The sequence below is a fragment of the Hyalangium gracile genome (assembly GCF_020103725.1).
Classification (GTDB): domain Bacteria; phylum Myxococcota; class Myxococcia; order Myxococcales; family Myxococcaceae; genus Hyalangium; species Hyalangium gracile.
The window spans coordinates 204096-223252 of record NZ_JAHXBG010000015.1; the positions used below are offsets into that span (position 1 = coordinate 204096).

Consider the following 19157-nt stretch of genomic DNA (forward strand, 5'->3'; position numbering starts at 1 on the left):
GCGTCACAGCGTCTTGTTCTGGAAGTCGTAGAGCTTCTCGACGGAGATCTGCCGGTAGCGCTCGACCTTGAGCGCTCGCATGGCGCAGTCCCAGACCAGCTCCTTGGCGGGCCGATCCGGCTCCTTCTTCTTGCGGCGCTTCACCTCGGCCTTGATGGCCTTCACCGCCACCTTCGGGTGGTAGCAGAAGGCCGCCGAGAACAGCAGGTGCCCGCCGAAGGGGATCAGCCGGGCCTCGATGACGTCGCCTGCCTCCAGGCCGGCGATGTTGCGCCGCTCAGTGACGTCGAAGTCCTTGCCGGAGAACAGCTCGCGCAGGCGGATGACGCCCTTGCCCAGCTTGCGGACCTCGAACAGCCCGTGGACCGTCTCGGTGAAGCTGCGGAAGGCGTTGGCCTCCTCGGGCGGCGCGGCCTGCAGCCGCTGCTCGTACAGCTCCACGGCGGGCGTCTTCCCCGTCAGCGGCGAGACGCGATCGTAGAGGTAGTAGTCCAGGAAGGACGCCATCCGGAGCTCGAAGATCTTGTCGTCCTCGAACACCTCGCCCGTGAGGCGGAAGTACTCCGCCTTCGCCTCGAGGAGGTCCGGCTTGCGGGACTCCTGGCTCCCGAAGGCGGTGAGCTGGTCCAGATAGGGCTGATACGAGAGCGGCGAGGCTGAAGGAGCGTCCATGGGGCGCGGAGATCCTACTCTGCCATCAGTCGGGCGAAACGCTTGAACAGATAGCGCGCGTCGTGCGGACCGGGCGAGGACTCAGGGTGGTACTGGACGCTGAAGGCCCGGGCGTCGGGGATGGACAAACCCTCGACGGTGCCATCGTTCAGGTTGATGTGGGTGACCACGGCGCCGCCCTTGAGGCTGGCGTCATCCACGGCGAAGCCGTGGTTCTGCGCGGTGATCTCCACCTTCCCGGTTGTCAGATCCTTCACGGGTTGGTTGGCGCCACGGTGGCCGAACTTCATCTTGTAGGTGCGCCCACCCAGCGCGAGCGCGAGGATCTGGTGGCCCAGGCAGATGCCGAACACCGGCACCTTGCCCAGCAGCTTGGCCACCGTCTTGTCCGCGCCCTTCACCGCGGCGGGATCTCCGGGGCCGTTGGCCAGGAAGACGCCGTGCGGCTTGCGCGCGAGCACCTCCTCGGCCGGGGTGTGGGCGGGCACCACCGTCACCCGCATGCCCTCGTCCACCAGGAACTGGAGCATGGAGCGCTTGAGGCCGTAGTCGTAGGCCACCACGTCGAAGCGCAGCTCCGGCGCGGCGCGCGGCGGGCCGCCGAACACGTCCGGAGACGGCGTGGTGAAGGTGTACGGCTCCTTGGTGGAGACGCCGGTGGCCAGGTCCAGGCCCTCCATGCCGGGCGCGTTCTTCGCGCGCTCCACGAGCGCCGCCGGGGAGTGGTTCTCCGACGAGATGACGCCCATCTGCGCGCCGTGCGTGCGCAGGTGCCGCACCAGCCGCCGGGTGTCCAGGCCCTGGATGCCCGCCACGCCGTGGCGCTTCAGGTACTCATCCAGCGGCGCCTTGGAGCGCCAGTTGGAGGGCTGCTCCGTGTTGGAGCGCACCACCATGCCCACCGCGTGCGGGCGGAAGGACTCCTCGTCCTCGGGCGTGGTCCCCACGTTCCCCATCTCGGGGTAGGCCATGGTGACGATCTGCCCCACGTAGGAGGGATCCGTGAGGATCTCCTGGTAGCCGAACATGGAGGTGTTGAAGACCACCTCGCCAACCATCTCTCCGGTGGCGCCAAAAGAGCGCCCCTCGAAGATGGTGCCATCCGCCAATGCGAGCACCGCCCGCTTCATCACCGGGCCTCCTGGATCTGACCGTTCGAGAACACGAGCCGCCCGCCCACCCACGTCTGCGTGACGCAGCCCTTGAGCAGACGGCCATTGAAGGGGGTATTCCGGCTCTTGGAGAAGAACCGCTCCGCGTCCACCGCCCACTCCGCCGCCGGGTCGACGAGCGTGACGTCCGCTGGGGCCCCGACCGCCAGGTGGCCGCCCGGCAGGCCGAACGCCCTCGCCGGCCCGTGCGTCAGCAGCTCCACGGCCTTGCTGGGGCTGAGCACGCCGTCGTGCACCAGGGCCAGCGTCAGGCCGAGCGCCGTCTCCAGGCCGACCACGCCGTTGATGCCCTTCTCGAACTCCACCTGCTTGTCGAGCACCCCGTGCGGGGCGTGGTCGGTGGCGATGGCGTCGATCGTGCCGTCGGCCAGGGCCTCGCGCAGCGCCTCCACGTCGCGGCGCAGGCGCAGCGGCGGGTTCATCTTGGCGTGGGTGTCGTACTGGCCCACCGCCGTGTCATCGAGCGTGAAGTGGTGCGGGGTGGCCTCGGCGGTGACGTTGAGGCCGCGCCGCTTCGCCTCGCGGACCATGCGCACGCTGCCCTCGCAGGAGATGTGGGCGATGTGCAGGCGCCCGCCCGTCTCCTCCAGCAGCACCAGATCCCGCGCCACCATGGCCACCTCGGCCGAGGGCGGGATGGGCAGCAGCCCGAGCCGCGTGGCGGTGGGCCCCTCCGTCATCGCGCCCTTGCCGGAGAGCGTGAGGTCCTCCTCGTGGACCATGACGGGGATGTCGAAGAGCGTGGCGTACTGGAGCGAGCGCCGCATCAGCGAGGCGTTCATCACCGGGCGGCCGTCGTCGGTGATGCAGACGCAGCCGGCGGAGACCAGCTCGCCCATCTCCGCCAGCTCCTCGCCCTTGAGGCCCTTGGTGATGGCCCCCGCGGGGTAGACGTGGCAGAGCCGGGCCGCCCGGGCGCGCGAGAGCACCAGCTCCGTCACCAGCGCGCTGTCGTTGACGAGCTTGGTGTTGGGCATGGCCACCACGGCGGTGAAGCCGCCCGCCACGGCCGCGCGGCACCCGGTGAGGATGGTCTCCTTGCCCTCCTCGCCCGGCTCGCGCAGGTGCACGTGCAGATCGATGAAGCCTGGCAGCACCCACCTGCCCTGGGCGTCCACCACCTCGGCGCCGGACACCTGGAGCGGCGCCTCGGACACCTCCGCCACCTTCCCGTCCCGGACGAGGACGTCCCGCACACCGTCGATGCCATGGCGCGGATCGATGACCCGACCGCGACGGAAGAGCACCAGGCCGCTCACGAGCACACCTCCAGGATGGCCCGGCGCACGGCGACCCCGTTGGCCACCTGCTCCAGGATGACGCTGCGCGCCCCGTCCGCCACCGCCGGAGCCAGCTCCACGCCGCGGTTGATGGGCCCGGGGTGCATGACGAGCGCGTCGGGCTTCATCTTCTCGGCGCGCGCGGCGGTGAGGCCGAAGAGGCGGGCGAACTCGCGCGTGGAGGGGAAGAAGGACTCCGTCTGGCGCTCGAGCTGGAGCCGCAGGCACATCACCGCGTCCGCGTGGGGCAGCGCCGCGTCCAGCTTCGTCGTCACCTCCGCGCCCAGCTCCTTCAGGCCCACGGGCAGCAGCGTGGGCGGGCCGCACACCACCACCCGGGCCCCGAGCGCCCTCAGGCACAGGATGTTCGAGCGCGCCACGCGGCTGTGGAGGATGTCTCCGACGATGAGCACCGTGCGCCCGTCCAGCGGCCCCCAGTGCCGCCGCAGCGTGAAGGCGTCCAGCAGGGCCTGCGAGGGGTGCTCGTGGGTGCCATCCCCGGCGTTGATGACGGCGCAGCGCACGTGCCGCGCCACCAGGTGGGGCGCGCCCGAGGAGCGGTGACGGATGACGAGCGCCACCGGGCCCGTGGCCTCGATGTTGCGCACCGTGTCCAGCAGCGTCTCCCCCTTGGACACCGAGGAGCCCTGCGCCGTCCAGTTGAGCACCTGGGCGCCCAGCGTCTTGGCGGCCATCTCGAAGGAGGTGCGGGTGCGGGTGGAGTCCTCGAAGAAGAGGTTGGCCACCACCTTCCCCTGGAGCACCGGGGTGCTGGCCGAGCCCCCTGGAAGGTGGGCCTCGGCCCGATCGAGCAACGTCTCGATCTCCTCTCGCCGCCAGCCGTCGATTCCGAGCAGGTGTCGCATAGAGCCGGGTCGCGCCCTAGCAGCGCCACCCTGGAGCGTCAAGCGTCAGGGGGGCCATCACCGCACGGGCTCGAAGAACCGGTCCAGCCGCAGGCCGGTTCCGTCGAAGAAGCCACTGAACAGGCCGCCATATCCCAGGGACAGCCACACCACCATCGCCTTGCCCTTGATGTGGCCAATCGGCACATAGGCCGCGGGGTGCCCCTGGCCGATGAAGCCGACGCGGCTGTCGGAGCTGTTGTCCCGGTTGTCGCCCATGACGAAGACGTGGCCCTCGGGGACGAAGAAGGGGCCCTCGGAGCGCGGGCCGCGCGGGTACGGAGACTGGAGCACCGCGTGGTTCACGCTGTCCAGGTTCTCCCGGTAGTACATCACCTGATCGTCGGTCCACTCCCCGTTTTCCATGTTGCGGACGATGAAGTCCTTGGCGACGAGCGTGCGGTCCTGCAGCTCCCCGTTGACGTAGACCTTCTCGTTGACGACGTCGACGCGGTCCCCGGCGATGCCGACGATGCGCTTGATGAAGTCCTTGTCCGTCTCCACGGGGTTGTTGAAGACGATCACGTCCCCGCGAGCCGGCGCCCGGACGATCTGGAACGGCACCACGTTCATGAACGGGATGCGCACCCCGTAGATGAACTTGTTGACGAAGACCTGGTCGCCGATCTCCAGCGTAGGGAGCATGGAGCCAGAGGGGATGCGGTACGGCTCGATGAAGATGGTGCGGATGAGCAGCGCGATGGCCAGCGCCTTGGTGAAGCCGGAGACCGTCTCCCAGCCGGACTGCTTGCGCCAGGCGCCCAGGAGCTCCTCGTGGAGCTTGTCGAGCGCCCTCACCTCCTTGTCCAGCCGGGCCACGTCCGCGGCCAGCGAGGCATCCTCCACGCGCAGGGCCTGCTCGGCGATGCGCTCGGCGGCGTTGGCCGGGAGCTTGTCGGGCACGCGCTTGAAGATGCGCTCGGCCTCGTGGAACAGCTCGCGCGCCTCGTGGCGGAGCTTGCGCAGCGCCTGCTCGCGCTTGGAGACCAGCCGCCACACCAGCAGCGCCACCCAGGCGAAGAACATGGCCGCGCCGAAGAACTGCATGGCGGGCTTGGCCCAGGAGGCGGAGGCCGGCAGGTTCTCGATGACGAACAGGTACGGGATGAAGACGATGCCGACGAGCGTCAGTGGCGCCCAGAGGCTGGTGAGGAGCTGCCGCCAGACCAGCAGCCGCCGGGCCCGGAGCTGCTCCGGGGTGCGGCGGGCATCGATCGCCTCTCCCAGCTTCAACGGCGTGGTCGCGGCGGTCATCTACTCCTCCGTCTTGAGCACCGCCAGGAAGGCCTCCTGGGGGATCTCCACCGAGCCGACCTGCTTCATGCGCTTCTTGCCCTCCTTCTGCTTCTCGAGCAGCTTGCGCTTGCGGCTGATGTCACCACCGTAGCACTTGGCGAGCACGTTCTTGCGCATGGCGGAGATCGTCTCTCGGGCGATGATCTTCGCGCCGATGGCCGCCTGGATGGCCACCTCGTACATCTGCTTGGGGATGACTTCCTTGAGCTTCTCGCACACCTCGCGGCCGCGCAGGTAGGCGCGCTCGCGGTGGACGATCACGCTCAGGGCGTCCACCGGCTCGCCGTTGATGAGGATGTCCAGCCGCGCCAGATCGGCCTCCACGTAGCCGGCCAGCTCGTAGTCGAGGCTGGCGTAGCCGCGCGACACGCTCTTGAGCTTGTCGAAGAAGTCGAAGACCACCTCGGCCAGCGGCATCTCGTACGTCACCTGCACGCGCTGGCCGCTGGAGCCCAGGTACTTCATGTCCTTCTGCACGCCGCGCCGGTCCTGGCACAGCTTGAGGATGGCGCCCAGGTGCTCGTTGGGCACGTGGATGTGGCAGGTGAGGATGGGCTCCTCGAACTTCTCGATGTTCTGCACCGGCGGCAGCTTGGCCGGGTTGTCGATGAGGAGCGTCTCCCCCTTGCTGGTGGTGATGCGGTACACCACCGAGGGCGCCGTGGTGATGAGGTTGAGGTTGTACTCGCGCTCCAGCCGCTCCTGGACGATCTCCATGTGGAGCAGGCCCAGGTAGCCGCAGCGGAACCCGAAGCCCAGCGCCGTGGAGGACTCGGGCTCGTAGGTGAAGGCCGAGTCGTTCAGCGTGAGCTTGGCCAGCGCGTCGCGCAGGTTCTCGTACTCCGCGGAGTCCACCGGGAAGATGCCGCTGAACACCATGGGCTTGACTTCCTTGAAGCCCGGGAAGGGAGCGTCCGTGGGGCGCGCCTCCTCGGTGACGGTGTCACCCACCTTGGCGTCCTGCAGCTCCTTGACGTTGGCCACCAGCACGCCCACCTCGCCGGCCATCAGCTGCGGCACCGGCCGGGAGAACGGGCTGAACACGCCCAGCTCCTGCACCTCGAAGACCTTGTTGTTGCTCCACAGCTTGATCTTCTGCTTGAGCTTGAGCGTGCCCTCCAGCACGCGCACCAGCGTCACCACGCCGCGGTAGTTGTCATACCAGCTGTCGAAGATGAGGGCCCTGAGCGGCGCGGACGGCTCACCCTTGGGCGGCGGCACGCGCTGGACGACCGCCTCGAGGATGTCCTGGATGCCGATGCCCTCCTTGGCGGAGGCCGGCACGGCCACGGAGGCGTCGATGCCGATCACGTCCTCGATCTCGTCCCGGGTGCGCTGCACGTCCGCGCTCGGCAGGTCGATCTTGTTGATGACCGGGATGATCTCCAGGTTGTGGTCCAGCGCCATGTAGACGTTGGCCAGCGTCTGCGCCTCGACGCCCTGGCTGGCATCCACCACGAGCAGGCAGCCCTCGCACGCGGCCAGCGAGCGGCTGACCTCGTAGGCGAAGTCCACGTGTCCCGGGGTGTCGATGAGGTTGAGGACGTACTGCTTGCCGTCCTTGGCCGTGTAGCTCATGCGAACGGACTGGGCCTTGATGGTGATGCCCCGTTCGCGCTCGATGTCCATGTTGTCCAGGAACTGGGCCTGGGCCTCGCGCTTGGTCAGCGTCCCGGTCTTCTCGAGGAGACGGTCCGCCAGCGTCGACTTGCCATGGTCGATATGGGCGATGATGCAGAAGTTGCGAATATGGGCGTTCTCGGCCGGCATGGATTCAGGGCTCTTCGCAGGACGTCAAAGCGCGCGTGAGTAACACCGAACCCGTTGAAAATCCATGCATCCGCGCGTCCGCTGACCAGCCTCCCGGTCAGCGGCGTGCCTGTCCTGTCGGGCACTTAGCCCGATACCCCGTCCGGCCGGCGCCCTAGCCGTGGGCGCGGGCGGGCTCGCGGGCCTTGGCGCGGAAGAACTCCACCGTCTTGCGCAGCCCGTCGGCCACGCCCACGCTCGGCTGCCAGCCGAGCACCTTCTGCGCCAGCGCCGGGTTGATGCAGGAGCGGCGCTGCTCGCCCGGCTTGCCCGGAGCGTGGGTGACCGGGAGGGTGGAGCCAGCGGCCTCGGCCAGCAGGGCGTAGAGGCGGTTGATGTCCGTCTCGATGCCGGTGCCGATGTTGACGGCGCCCACGTAGTCCTTCTCGAAGGCCAGCAGGTTGGCCCGAGCCACGTCCGGCCCGAAGACGAAGTCGCGCGTCTGCCCGCCGTCTCCGTAGATGGTGCACTCGCGGCCAGCCACCAGGCGTTGGGCGAAGATGGCCACCACGCCGGCCTCGCCGTGCGGGTTCTGCCGGGGGCCGTAGACGTTGGCGTAGCGCAGGGCCACGTAGTCCAGGCCGTACTGGGCCTTGTAGTAGCCCAGGTAGAGCTCACCCGAGGCCTTGGAGACGCCGTACGGGGACACCGGCCGCGTCGGGTGGGACTCGGGCGCGGGGAAGACGTCCTGCTCGCCGTAGATGGCGCCACCGGTGGAGCTGAAGATGACCTTCTTCACCCCGGCGACGCGCGCGGCCTCCAGCAGGTTGAGCATGCCCAGGATGTTGGCCTCCGCGTCGAAGCGCGGGTCCTCCACGCTGCGCCGCACATCCATCTGCGCGGCCAGGTGGCACATCACCTGCGGACGCTCGGAGCGGATGAGCTCCGCGGCCTCGGGGCTGCGGATGTCCAGCACCGCCAGCCGCACGCGGGGATCCAGGTTCTCCCGTCGACCACTCGACAGGTTGTCGAGCGCAATCACCTCGTGCCCCGCGCGCAGGAACTCATCGCACACGTGGGATCCGATGAAGCCTGCCCCTCCCGTCACCAGCACTTTCACGCTGACGCTCCCGCCACCGCCCGTGGCTCGCGAAAAATTCAGAAGTGCCGGCAACTTAAGAAGCGGTTCAGGTCCGGGCAACGGCGCGGAAGTAGGAAATGGTCTCCCGCAGACCTTCCTCCAGGGGCACCTTCGGCTCCCAGCCCAGCAGCGTGCGGGCCCGGGTGATGTCCGGCTGGCGCTGCTTGGGATCGTTCTGAGGCAGGGGGTGGTAGACGATCTTCCCTCCCCCACCGGCGGCGGCGCGCACCGCCTCGGCGAACTGGAGGATGGTCATCTCCCGGGGGTTGCCGATGTTCACCGGATCCGTCACGTCGGACAGCGCCAGCCGCACCAGCCCGTCCACCAGATCCTTCACGTAGCAGAACGAGCGCGTCTGCTTGCCATCTCCGAAGACGGAGAAGTCCTCGCCGCGCAGGGCCTGGCCCACGAAGGCCGGCACCACGCGGCCGTCGTTCAGGCGCATCCGCGGCCCGTAGGTGTTGAAGATGCGGACGATGCGCGTCTTCACCCCGCGCACGCGCGCGTAGGCGGAGGTGATGGCCTCCGCGTAGCGCTTGGCCTCGTCGTACACCGCGCGCGGCCCGATGGGGTTGACGTTGCCGTAGTAGCCCTCGTGCTGCGGGTGGACGAGCGGATCGCCGTACACCTCGGAGGTGGAGGCCTGGAGGAACACCGCGCCCCTGGCCTCGGCCAGCTTCAGCGCGTTCTCCGTGCCCAGCGAGCCCACCCGGAGCGTCTCCAGCGGCAATTGCGCGTAGTCGATGGGCGAGGCCGGAGAGGCCATGTTGAAGACGAAGTCCACGGGCCCCGGCACGGAGAGCCCCTCCACGATGTCCTGCTTCTGGAACTCGAACCCGGGCCGACCGCGCAGCGTCCGCAGGTTCTCCTCCGTGCCCGTGAGGAAGTTGTCCACCGCCACCACGGCGGCGCCGTCGTCCAGCAGCCGCTCGCAGAGATGGGAGCCCACGAAGCCCGCTCCGCCGAGCACCGCCGCCCGCTTGCCTCGCATGGACGTCATGCGCACCTCACTCAGTGAGCTCGTCGAACGTGGCCTGGCCGGGCAGCTGCGCCTTGTACTTGTCGAGCACCAGATCGATCCCCTGCCGGATGTACTCGGCCACGGGCACCTTGGTCTTCTGGTTCAGCGCCTTGAGGCGCTCGTTCTGCTCAGGGGTGATGTAGATGGTGGTGCTGATCTTCTTTCGGGCCATGGCGATATGTGAAACTATATGGAATGACGTGGCCCGTGAAGGAACTGGCCGCGCCCGTCATGGGCGCGTCGCTCGATCTCTCCGGGAGCAGGCATGTCTTCAATGAAATCATGTGCTTACGCGGGGCTCTTCGCACTCGCGGTGCTGGTGGGTTGTTCGGGCGACAAGGCGGGAAAACGGCCCGTCCCCCTGCCTGAGCCCATCGGCAACCAGCCCTCCGAGCGCGAGCCGATCCGGCCCCAGCGCGCCAAGAACGAGAAGGTGCAGGAGCTGGATCTCAACCGGGACTACAAGCCGGACGTGTGGACGTACACGGTGGAGGGCAAGGGCCCGGACGGGCAGCCGCGCGATCTCAAGGTGCGCAAGGAGATCGACTTCAACGGGGACGGCCGCATCGACATCACCCAGTACTTCGACGAGCGCGAGGAGAAGGCGCGCGAGGTGATGGATCAGGACTTCGACGGGAAGGTCGACTCGATCCTGCTCTTCGAGAAGGGAGTGAACGTGCGCACCGAGCGGGACGTGGACGGCAACGGGCGCACGGACGTGTGGCTGTACTACGAGAAGGGAAAGCTGGCGCGCAAGGAGCGCGACACCAACGGCGACGGCAAGGTGGACAACTGGGAGTACTGGGAGAACGGCCAGGTGGACCGGATTGGCGACGATCTGGACAGCGACGGCAACGTCGACCGGTGGACCAAGAACCCGAACTCCCAGTAGGCCCGGGGGCTACGCCTTGCTGGTGCCGGCGCGGCCGTAGGAGTCCTCGAGCCGCACCACGTCATCGAGCTCGGGGGTGCTGACCTCGAGGATGTCGCAGTCGGTGAGGGCCACCATGCGGTGCTTGGTGAGCGGCTTGATGTGGTAGCTCTCGCCGGGGTTCATCACCTTCTCGATGAGCCCCTGGCCCTCGTCGACGACGAAGAGCAGCTTGCCGCTCTGGACGTGGATCGTCTCGTCCTTCTTGTTGTGGTACTGCAGGCTGAGCTTGTGCCCCTGCTTCACGTGCAGGAGCTTGCCCACGTAGCGCTCGGTGTGAGCCCAGATGAGTTCATGGCCCCAGGGCTTCTCCACCCGCCTCGTCGCCGTCATGTCGCTTCCCGTTCTTCCTGCCCCGCTCTAGTTCGTACCGGCCACGAACGCGTTGAGCTGGGTCTCGCGCTTGAAATCCGTCAGATACCGCGTGGCCGCGTCCTTGGTGGGGAAGCTCCCCATGCGGACGCGATACCAGGTGCCCTTGTTGGGAACCTCGGCGGCGACGATATACGGGGCATAGCCCCGGTCGCGCAACCGGGCGGCGAAGCGATCGGCCTCCTCCCGGGTCTGGAAGGCGGAGAGCTGGAGCGTGAAGGCGCCGCCGGGAGCGGCCTCGGTGGGGCGCTGGGTGGCGCGAGCGATGGCCTCCTTCAGGCCACCACCGGCCGGAGTGGCCGTGCGGGTGGGGACCGTCTCCTCGGCGACCGGGCCCGGAGCGGGCTTCGGCGTGGCCACGGCCGCGGGCGCGGACGGGGGCGTGGCCTTCTCGGAGGGAGCGGCAGCGGCAGGCTGGGAGCGCTTCGCACCGGCCAGCGCGGCCAGCTCCTCGTCGGCGGGGCTGAGGCCCGTGGCCGGGTTCTCGGCGGCAGGCTCCGCGGGCTTCTCGGCGGGAGCGGCCGGGGCGGGCTTCGCAGCCGGGGTGGCGGCGGCGGTGGTCGTGGGCTTGGGCGCCGGGGTGGCGGCGGCGGTGGCGGCCGGGGCGGGCTTCGGGGCCGCGGGCTTCGCGGGCTTCGGCTCGGCCGCGGAGGGCTCGGCGGCCTTGCGGGTCAGCTCGTCCTGGAAGGTGAGCGGCGGCTCCTTCTGGACCTCCTGGAGCGCCTGGGCATTGGCATCGAGCGCCGAGAGCAGATCCGGCGCCTCGGAGGCCTGGGCGTTGCCGGCGAGCTTCTTGCCCACGACGACGCCGAGCACGAAGACGGCACCCATCACGACAATCCCCGCGATCAGCAAGCTGACGATCTGCCGGTTGTCGAGGGAGACGTCGAACTTCTCCTTCATCCGATGAGCATCCCGCATGGTCGTGGCGTTCCTCGTGCGCTGGCGATGCGGCCGGACTCATTCCGTGTTGCGGCCTGTAGCGCCAACGCTCCGGAAGGTACGCCCCCCCTCCGGGTCGGTCAAATTCGCGGAGCCACCCCACCTCCGGCGCCTGGGTGCGAGGCGAGCGCCGACGTTCCCAGCAGGGAGGAGGAAGGCAGCCGGAGCGGGACGTGAGGGCCGGGCTCCGCCAGCGGCCGCGCGCGGTTGATGCGCTCACGCAGCTCCTTGCCCGCGGCGAACGACACGGCGACCCGGCGTGGGAGCGCCACGGGAGCGCCCGTCTTGGGGTTGCGACCGATGCGGGCGGGGCGGGACTTCACCACGAAGCAGCCGAACCCGCGCAGCTCGATGCGCTCTCCGGCCTTCAGCGCCTGGGTGAGCTGCTCGAGGATGGCGTTGACGGTGGCCTCGATCTGCCGGGGATGGAGGTGGGGTGCCTTCTCCGCGATGCGTGCGATCAGCTGGCTCTTGGTCATGTCCGCCCACTCTACAGTCGAGGGGTGACACGAACCGGAAGCCGCCTGGAGCGGATCAGCGGAAGCGCAGATCCACGGGGCCTTCGAGCTCCAGCTCGTTGCCCGCGCCGGTGTGGATCGTCACCTCGGCGCCCTTGGGGAGGATCAGCCGCACCGTGCGCCCCATGGGGATCTCGCGGTCCTCGAGCAGCACCGCCGTGGCGAGATCATCGGTCTCGGCGACGGCGAAGCCATCGGTCACCTCGACGACGAGTCCCCCCTCCCCCAGGTGTCCGGCGTGGATGTACGGCACCTTGGGACGGAAGGGAGGCGCGGGCAGCGGCTTGGAAGGCCCATCGGGTCGAGGGCCTCCGGTGAGCTTGTCCATTCCGTTGGGTGTGAAGAAGGCCTTGAAGTAGTCGGCCGTGGTGAGCTCGGTGTCCGCCGTGGGCGGGGTGAACGCGACGTTGGTGTAGCGCGCCGCCACGAGCCGCTGCGCGGGGGGGACTTCCTGGATGACGCCCTCCGTCCACCGCCGGGTGGGGATGTTGGAGCCGAGCAGCTTCGCCTCGTCCACATCCCCCACGTCGAACTCGTCCCCGCTGTCGAGGAAGCGCATACCACCGCCGAAGTACTCCAGGAGCGCGGGGCCGGTGGCGATGATGTGCTCATCGGCGCGCAGGTGGGAGCCCACGGCGATGGGCAGCTTGTCCTTCTCCGTCACGCGCAGCACCGGAGCGCCGGCGGCGTGCAGTCCCGCGAGGGGCTTGTCCGAGGGCTTCTTGCAGCCCCCGGCGAGGGCGAGCACCGCGATCACGAGAATGCCTGGGCGACGCGCCATGCTCACCTCTCCTGCCCGGTCAGACGATCCAGCCTCCGCCGAGCACGCGGTCCCGATCGTAGACCACGGCGGCCTGTCCTGGCGTCACCGCTCGCGCCGGCTCGTCGAGCTTCACGGAGACCAGCCCGTGGGGGGAGATCTCCACGCGCCCGGGAGCGCCCGCGTGGCGGTGGCGGATGCGAACCTCGACGGGCTGGTCCGCCGGCGGCGGTGCATCCACCCAGTGCGGCTGAAGCAGCCCGAACGAGTCTCGCCCCACGGCGGTGGCGGAGCCGACGACGACGCGGTTCGTCTCGGGCTCGATGCGCTGGACGTAGCGGACCTCTCCGCCTCCGAGGTTCAGCCCGCGCCGCTGGCCGACGGTGAAGCGGTGGATACCGCCGTGGGTGCCGAGCACCTGGCCCTCGGTGTCGACGATCTCACCTGCGGGCTGGGGCCCGGCCACCTTCTCCACGAAGCCCGCGTAGTCGCCATCCGGCACGAAGCAGATCTCCATGCTCTCCGGCTTCTGGCTGGTGGGCAGGTGGTGGCGCTCGGCCACGGCGCGGACCTCGGCCTTGGTCATGTCTCCGACGGGGAAGAGGATGTCGCGCAGCTCGCTCTGGCCGAGCGTGAAGAGGAAGTAGCTCTGGTCCTTGGCGAGATCCCGCGCGCGGCGCAGGACGTAGCGATCGTCCTGCTGCTCGACGCGGGCGTAGTGGCCGGTGGCGAGCCGGGCGCCCAGCGCGCGGGCCCGCTTGAGCAGGAAGTTGAACTTCACGTCCCGGTTGCAGGCCACGCAGGGGATGGGCGTGCGGCCGCCGAGGTAGGACTGGACGAAGGGGCTGATGACGCGGTCCTTGAAGATCTCCTCGGCGTTGGCCACGTAGAAGGGAATGCCGAGCGTCTGGGCGACGGCCCGCGCGTCATCGATGTCATCGGGGCTGCAGCAGCTGCCACACTGGGCCTTGCCCTCGTAGGACCAGACCCGCAGGGTGATGCCGATCACCTCGTGACCCTGCTCCTTGAGGAGCGCGGCGGCAGCCGAGGAGTCCACCCCACCGCTCATGGCAACGACGACTCGCATGACATCCTTCCTACACACCCACAGGCTGGGACGAGGGTTTAGCGCCCCTGTGCTCCACCGGGAAGTGGGGAACTCTGGGTCCTCATTCCCCGGACGGGTTCAGCGCCCCTTCCCTGCCTGCCAGGTTCGCAGCAGTTCCTTCAGCTTCTCGGGCTGGTTGAGAGCAGGCTCATCGAGCACGGTCTCGACGAGGTACCGGGTGGCCTCGCCCACGATGGGAGAGGGCCCGACGCCGAGGGTGGCCATGATGTCCCCGCCCGTGAGCGCCAGTTCCTTCGCGCTGAGCGGGGGCTTCGCGGCGGCCAGGGCGCGCAGCCGGTCCTGGAGCTTCAGGAAGTCCGGGAGGCGATCGGGTGCGCGGACCTGGATGCGGGCATGGGCGACCGCGAGCAAGGGCTCGAGCTGCCCGAGCCCTACCCGGGCGAGCAGGCGTCGGAGCGCCGGATCCGCGTCCGCGAAGCGCTTCTCGAGGGCCGCGTGCTCGACGAGGAGCCCCATCAGGTCGGCGACCTTGTTGGGGAACTTGAGCCGCATGCCGATGTCCCGGGCCTGGGGGCCGGTGACGAGATCGGCAAGCAGGGAGGCCAGCCGGATCTCGACCTCGGCCGGAGCCCCATGGGCGGCGGCGCGGGCCAGACGCGCGGCCTCGGCATCGGCTCGGGCCAGCTCGGGGAGGAAGACCTCCAGGAGCCCGGTCTCCGCCAGGAGCACGATGCCGGACTCGGCGCGCGGAGAGAGGAGCAGCTTGACGAGCTCCTCGCGGACGCGCTCGAGGGCGACCTTGCGGAACACGGGGAGCGTCGGCGGGATGGCGGCCCGGGTGGCGGACTCGAGCGTGAAGCCGAGCACGGCGGCGAAGCGCACGGCGCGCAAGGGGCGCAGGCCGTCCTCGGAGAAGCGCTCGTGGGCGTCCCGGACGCAGCGGATGACACGGGCCTGGAGGTCTGCCTGGCCACCGAACGGGTCCACGATCTCCTTGCTGATGGGATCGTAGGCCATCGCGTTGATGGTGAAGTCCCGGCGCGAGAGGTCCTCGGTAATGTCGCTCTCGAACTTGACGGAGCTGGGGCGGCGGCCGTCGTGGTAGTCGCCCTCGCTGCGGAAGGTGGTGACCTCCACGTGGGTGCCGCCGATGACGACGGTGACGGTGCCGTGCTGGATGCCGGTGGGGATGACCTTCTTGAACGCGCCCTGGACCTCATGGGGGTGGGCGCTGGTGGTCACGTCGAAGTCCTTGGGAGGAACGCCTCGGACCATGTCGCGGACGCAGCCGCCGACGAGGAATACGGCGAACCCCAGCTCGCGGAGGCGGCGGAGGACATCGAGGACCGGGCGCGGGATGTCCGCGTTGTGGAGGTTCGCGAGCATCGGCGCACTTCGGAGAAAAAGGAGTGGCCCCGGCTGGAATCGAACCAGCGGCCTGCGGTTTAGGAAACCGCCGCTCTATCCAACTGAGCTACGGGACCGGACGACGAGCGGTTTATAGCAGGTCGACTGCTGCGCGCAACGAAAGCCGGGCCCTCCCACAGGAGACGTTCAGGCCTCATCAGGTCGCCTACCCGACGAAGCTGGAGGCACAGGAGCCCCGGAGCGCCATCCTCCCTGGATCGACGTTTTCGTATGCTGACCCCTCCCCTTCCGGAAGGCGTCTCGTGACAGCACGGCTGACCATCGCCGCTCTTCTGCTGGCCCTGTCCACCACCTGCACCACCTCCACCGCGCGCGAGATACGCCTCGACACGGGGCAAGGCCCGCTCCGCCTCCACCTCCCCCGTGCGGATGAAGTCATGCCGGTGGAACTGGAGCAGGAGGAGTTCATCAAGGCCATCACGAAGGAGCTCCGGCAGAGGCGCCCCCCGGCCGATCCCGAGAAGGCCGCGAGGGAGCTGTTCGGAGTCCCCCCACGCAGTGGCTGGTACCGATACACCCAGAGCGACGGGGTCGTTCCGCTGGATGCGCCGCCCCCGGCTGCGGAGTGGGCCGAGGTGGCTGCGCGAGTGACGCAGGAGTATTTGCAGTTCTGCGAGGCACTGGGGAAGCCCGGGGATTGCCGCAAGGCGCTGATGAACAACCCGGTCCTTACCGGGGATGGCCGCTACGCCCTGGCCATGTCCTTCGCCATCGAAGAAATCGTTCCGGAGATGATGCAGTCCTTCAAGGACATGGCCGACCCGGAGGCACTCAAGGCCTCGCTCTACTGGACGATGGCCATCTATGCCGCGATGTGGCTGGCGCCCGAGCCGGTGTTCTCCAAGGGACTGGCGACGGTCCTTACGGCCACCTTCGTCTGCTACATCGGGGTGGACACCTTCTGGACACTCATCCAGGGCTTCAGGCGGATGGTCGAGGAGTTGGATCACTCCACCTCGTTCGCGGCGATCCGCGCGTCCGGCAGGAAGTACGGCCAGGTGATGGGGAAGAATGCGGCGAGGGCATTTGCCCTGCTGCTGGCGGCCGCCATCGGCCAGACGGCCGCCAGCTTCTCAGCCAAGGTGCCCACGCTGCCCGGCTCGGCTCAAGCGTCAGCCGCAGGCGCGGCGCGGGTGGGAGTCCGACTGACCGAGGTGGCGCAGGTGGAAGCCGTGACTGTCACTGCCGACACGATCACCATCGCCCTGGCCCCCAACGCGGTCGCCGCGACGGCTCAGAGCTTGAGCGGTGCAGCTTCCAGCCCGGTAGACATGGAGGGGCATGATCACCACATCGCCACGGATAAGTGGACCGAGGCCACCCACAGCGGTGGTCCGTGGACGCCGAAGTTCCAGAGAATCTTTGATCGGGCAGGCATGTCGCTGAACGACCCGGCAAACAAGGTCCGCGTCAAGGGCCACCAAGGACCGCACCCACAGGAGTACCACGAGCGGATCTACAAGCGACTGGATGAAGTGACCAAGGGCTGTAGCAGCATCGAACAGTGCCGGAAGGTGCTGACGGCGGAACTCGAACGGTTGGCAAAACAGATCTCGACGGAGGGCACCTCTCTCAACAAGCTGGTGACCCGGAGGCAGTGACGGAGAGGACCATCATCCCGATGAAGTATTTCGAGCTGTCCCAAGAGGTTGAGGGCTCTGAGGGATGGGATCTTGGCAGCCCTACGGATCCACAGGGCCGGGAGGTAGAAAACCCATGGATGTTCAGAGAGGGCATGCCGGTCCCGGACCCGGGACGATGGATGATTCCCATCGGCCGTCCGGGCAGGGCTCTCGACTTCACCCTCGCAGGCTTCAGCATCCCGGTCGTTCACGTCAGGGTGGCTTCCGTCTTTACCGAGCTGGCCCCACGTGACGTTCAGGTTCTTCCGGTGGACATCCAAGGTCAGCCAGACCAGTTCTGCATCCTCGTTGTCACACGGCTTGTCCGGTGTATCGATGACAAGGCCTCGGAGGAGGTGGAGTACTGGACGCCAGAAGATGGAAGACCCGAGAAAGTCGGGCAGTACCGAGACGTGTATGGCATGCGCATCGACCCCTCGAAGGTAGGTGACGCCAAGATCTTCCGGACCTGGGGCTGGACGGTGGCGCTCATCGTCTCCGAGGACATCAAGCAGGCGCTGGAGCGCGCGGGCGTCACGGGCGTGAAGTTCAAGGAGGTCACCGGCCCGAGTTCCATCAGTCCGGCGGAGCGTGAACGAAACCAGCGTCTCATCGAGCTGCGGAAGCAGACGGACGCCGCCCGCGAAGCCTTCTGGCGCACCCTGGGAAGACTGGACGAGGAAGCCATCATCCCTATCGTCGTGGGTGGCTCATGGCCCGCCCGACGCCAGGTCTGGCGCATCATCCATCGTCCAGGTGGGCGCACCCTGCTGGTGACGGACGGACTCTCGGACTTCTTCGTGGACCGCCCCGAGCCGTCCGTGGGCTTCGGCCTGGAGTTGGCCCTGGAGACAAATGAGCCCCTCCAGGAGGCCGAGAAGAGCTGGCCCCTGCTGCTCCTGGAGCGGGTGGCGGATGAAGTGGCGGAGCACGAGCACGTTCGCGAGAAGATGAAGACGGGCTTGATGTCCATGGAGGTCTCCGGCAAGGGCATGCCCCAGTCACTCGTCACCCAGAATGGCAGGGTGGGTGTGCTGCTGGGCATGGAGCCAAGCGCGCTCCCCCGGGACTTCACCATGCCTTCCGGGGAGGTGCGGCTCGTTACCGTCAAGGCGCTGCTGCCGACAGAGCTGGCCTACCTCCTGGAGCACGGCAAGAACGGTCGGGACGAGCTGCTTCGGCGATTCGACGCGGCGGGCCACGGACACCTGTCCCTCGTAGGGCGAAGCCCGGTGGTGTAATCCGGCGACGCCTGTCCGACAGAAGCCGAGGCTGCTGAGCCGGCCAAACCGGTATCCTCCCTTGCCCGGCCCCGCTCCCCATGAACCTGCTGCTCGCGATCATCGCCCTGCTCGTCCTCCTCGTGTCGGCTACCGCGGCCACACGTCAGATACAGCGGCTCCGGCTCCGCAAGGCCTGGCAGAAGCTGGCGCCCCGGCTGGAGCTGTCGCTCACCGACGCCAGGCGCTTGTCCGGGCGCTTCAAGGGCATGCCCCTCGAAGTCATCCTCACGGGCAGCTCCTCCCAGATGCGGATGGCCGTCCAGGCCGAGCTGCCTCCCGGCCTCCACCTCTCGCGCCAGAAACCCGGTGCCCGCCGGCTCCGCGGCGTGCGTGACATCCAGATCGGTGACAAGCCCCTGGACGATGCCGCCCTCATCCAGTCGGAGAACCCCGCGGCCACCATCCGTCTGCTGCGCGAGCCCGCTGTCCGGGATGCCCTCCTGGAGTTCCTCACCGAGCACCCCAATGCCGTCGTCACCGGCAATGAGGTCGTCGTCCCGCTGGAGAAGAAACCCGACGAAGAGCTCGGCCGGCGCGTCCTCCGCTCCCAGCAGCGCCTCGCCGCCGCGATCGAAGCCTCCGCCAACCACCTCCGACAGCAGGCCCTCGAAGCGCGCGAGCAGACACTCCTCGAGGCCGCCCCCTCGGACCGGCAGCTCCCGGAGCGCCCGCAGATCAAGTCTCCCCCTTCCCCCTCCCTTCGCTCCCTCCGTGAGATCTTCCGCATCCGCCGGTGGATCCATGGGCTCACCTCCTACCCAGCCCTCTTCGGAGGCCTGCTGCTGATCGCCGCAACCGGCGGTCGCAAAGGTCCCATGGCCGTCGTTGGCTTCATCCTGGCCATCACGGGCCTGGTGGCCCAGTCCCTCGGGGGCTATTTCATCCTCCGCTGTCCCGCCTGTGGCGGCGCCCTGATGAAGAACACCGGCGGCAAGGCCGCCGACTTCGAGACCAAGGTCTGCCCCCACTGCCAGATGCGGCTCTCGTGAGCACGCA

Annotated in this window: 19 protein-coding genes and 1 tRNA gene; 4 read left to right on the top strand and 16 right to left on the bottom strand. The window is 68.4% G+C overall.

Going from position 1 to position 19157, the window contains the following annotated elements:
• Positions 1-3: 3 nt before the first annotated feature.
• The 9 genes from KY572_RS28630 to KY572_RS28670 form a co-directional block, all read right to left on the bottom strand.
• Positions 4-672 carry a hypothetical protein gene (locus KY572_RS28630; protein WP_224246163.1) on the bottom strand — a complete coding sequence of 223 codons (669 nt, stop codon included), beginning with the start codon at positions 670-672 and terminating at the stop codon, positions 4-6.
• Between the two features lie 14 nt (positions 673-686).
• A complete protein-coding gene (gene carA / locus KY572_RS28635) occupies positions 687-1802 on the bottom strand; it encodes a glutamine-hydrolyzing carbamoyl-phosphate synthase small subunit (protein WP_224246164.1) in 1116 nt (371 codons plus the stop codon).
• Positions 1802-3103 carry a dihydroorotase gene (locus tag KY572_RS28640; RefSeq protein WP_224246165.1) on the bottom strand — a complete coding sequence of 434 codons (1302 nt, stop codon included), beginning with the start codon at positions 3101-3103 and terminating at the stop codon, positions 1802-1804. Before KY572_RS28640 ends, carA begins: the two co-directional genes overlap by 1 nt.
• Entirely contained in the window at positions 3100-3990 is an 891-nt protein-coding gene (locus tag KY572_RS28645; RefSeq protein ID WP_224246166.1) for an aspartate carbamoyltransferase catalytic subunit, read from the bottom strand. The genes KY572_RS28640 and KY572_RS28645 overlap by 4 nt, the downstream gene beginning before the upstream one ends.
• Before the next feature lie 57 nt (positions 3991-4047).
• Positions 4048-5283, bottom strand: a complete 1236-nt coding sequence (gene lepB / locus KY572_RS28650) for a signal peptidase I (RefSeq protein WP_224246167.1) — start codon at positions 5281-5283, stop codon at positions 4048-4050.
• Positions 5284-7095, bottom strand: a complete 1812-nt coding sequence (gene lepA, locus KY572_RS28655) for a translation elongation factor 4 (protein WP_224246168.1) — start codon at positions 7093-7095, stop codon at positions 5284-5286.
• A 154-nt stretch (positions 7096-7249) separates the two neighbouring features.
• The gene (locus KY572_RS28660) at positions 7250-8194 is read right to left on the bottom strand and encodes an NAD-dependent epimerase/dehydratase family protein (protein ID WP_224246169.1); all 945 of its coding nucleotides are present in this window, start codon (positions 8192-8194) and stop codon (positions 7250-7252) included.
• A gap of 67 nt (positions 8195-8261) precedes the next feature.
• A complete protein-coding gene (locus KY572_RS28665; protein ID WP_224246216.1) occupies positions 8262-9206 on the bottom strand; it encodes a UDP-glucuronic acid decarboxylase family protein in 945 nt (314 codons plus the stop codon).
• Between the two features lie 16 nt (positions 9207-9222).
• The gene (locus KY572_RS28670) at positions 9223-9408 is read right to left on the bottom strand and encodes a ribbon-helix-helix domain-containing protein (RefSeq protein WP_224246170.1); all 186 of its coding nucleotides are present in this window, start codon (positions 9406-9408) and stop codon (positions 9223-9225) included.
• A gap of 102 nt (positions 9409-9510) precedes the next feature.
• On the opposite strand from KY572_RS28670, the gene KY572_RS28675 reads away from it, so the two are divergent.
• Positions 9511-10128, top strand: coding sequence for a hypothetical protein (locus KY572_RS28675; protein ID WP_224246171.1), 618 nt, complete (start codon positions 9511-9513; stop codon positions 10126-10128).
• A 9-nt stretch (positions 10129-10137) separates the two neighbouring features.
• On the opposite strand, the gene KY572_RS28680 is transcribed toward KY572_RS28675, so the two are convergent.
• The 7 genes from KY572_RS28680 to KY572_RS28710 form a co-directional block, all read right to left on the bottom strand.
• A complete protein-coding gene (locus tag KY572_RS28680) occupies positions 10138-10500 on the bottom strand; it encodes a cupin domain-containing protein (RefSeq protein WP_224246172.1) in 363 nt (120 codons plus the stop codon).
• Between the two features lie 27 nt (positions 10501-10527).
• The gene (locus tag KY572_RS28685; RefSeq protein WP_224246173.1) at positions 10528-11460 is read right to left on the bottom strand and encodes an SPOR domain-containing protein; all 933 of its coding nucleotides are present in this window, start codon (positions 11458-11460) and stop codon (positions 10528-10530) included.
• Between the two features lie 101 nt (positions 11461-11561).
• A complete protein-coding gene (locus tag KY572_RS28690; protein ID WP_224246217.1) occupies positions 11562-12032 on the bottom strand; it encodes an integration host factor subunit beta in 471 nt (156 codons plus the stop codon).
• Positions 12016-12780, bottom strand: a complete 765-nt coding sequence (locus KY572_RS28695; RefSeq protein ID WP_224246174.1) for a hypothetical protein — start codon at positions 12778-12780, stop codon at positions 12016-12018. Before KY572_RS28695 ends, KY572_RS28690 begins: the two co-directional genes overlap by 17 nt.
• A gap of 19 nt (positions 12781-12799) precedes the next feature.
• Positions 12800-13846, bottom strand: coding sequence for a tRNA 2-thiouridine(34) synthase MnmA (gene mnmA, locus KY572_RS28700; RefSeq protein WP_224246175.1), 1047 nt, complete (start codon positions 13844-13846; stop codon positions 12800-12802).
• 99 nt (positions 13847-13945) lie between these two features.
• A complete protein-coding gene (locus KY572_RS28705) occupies positions 13946-15214 on the bottom strand; it encodes a CCA tRNA nucleotidyltransferase (protein WP_224246176.1) in 1269 nt (422 codons plus the stop codon).
• Positions 15215-15238: 24 nt separating this feature from the next.
• Positions 15239-15312 (bottom strand) — tRNA-Arg (locus KY572_RS28710).
• A 186-nt stretch (positions 15313-15498) separates the two neighbouring features.
• Between KY572_RS28710 and KY572_RS47900 the strand changes: the two genes are divergently transcribed.
• The 3 genes from KY572_RS47900 (at position 15499) to KY572_RS28725 (ending at position 19150) form a co-directional block, all read left to right on the top strand.
• Complete coding sequence (locus KY572_RS47900) at positions 15499-16857, top strand: AHH domain-containing protein (protein WP_456077671.1); 1359 nt, start codon at positions 15499-15501, stop codon at positions 16855-16857.
• A gap of 161 nt (positions 16858-17018) precedes the next feature.
• On the top strand, positions 17019-18119 hold the full coding sequence (locus KY572_RS28720; protein WP_407660012.1) for an imm11 family protein: 1101 nt from the start codon (positions 17019-17021) through the stop codon (positions 18117-18119).
• A gap of 80 nt (positions 18120-18199) precedes the next feature.
• Positions 18200-19150 (top strand): hypothetical protein, encoded by a 951-nt coding sequence (locus tag KY572_RS28725; protein WP_224246178.1) that lies wholly within the window; start codon positions 18200-18202, stop codon positions 19148-19150.
• Positions 19151-19157 lie beyond the last annotated feature (7 nt).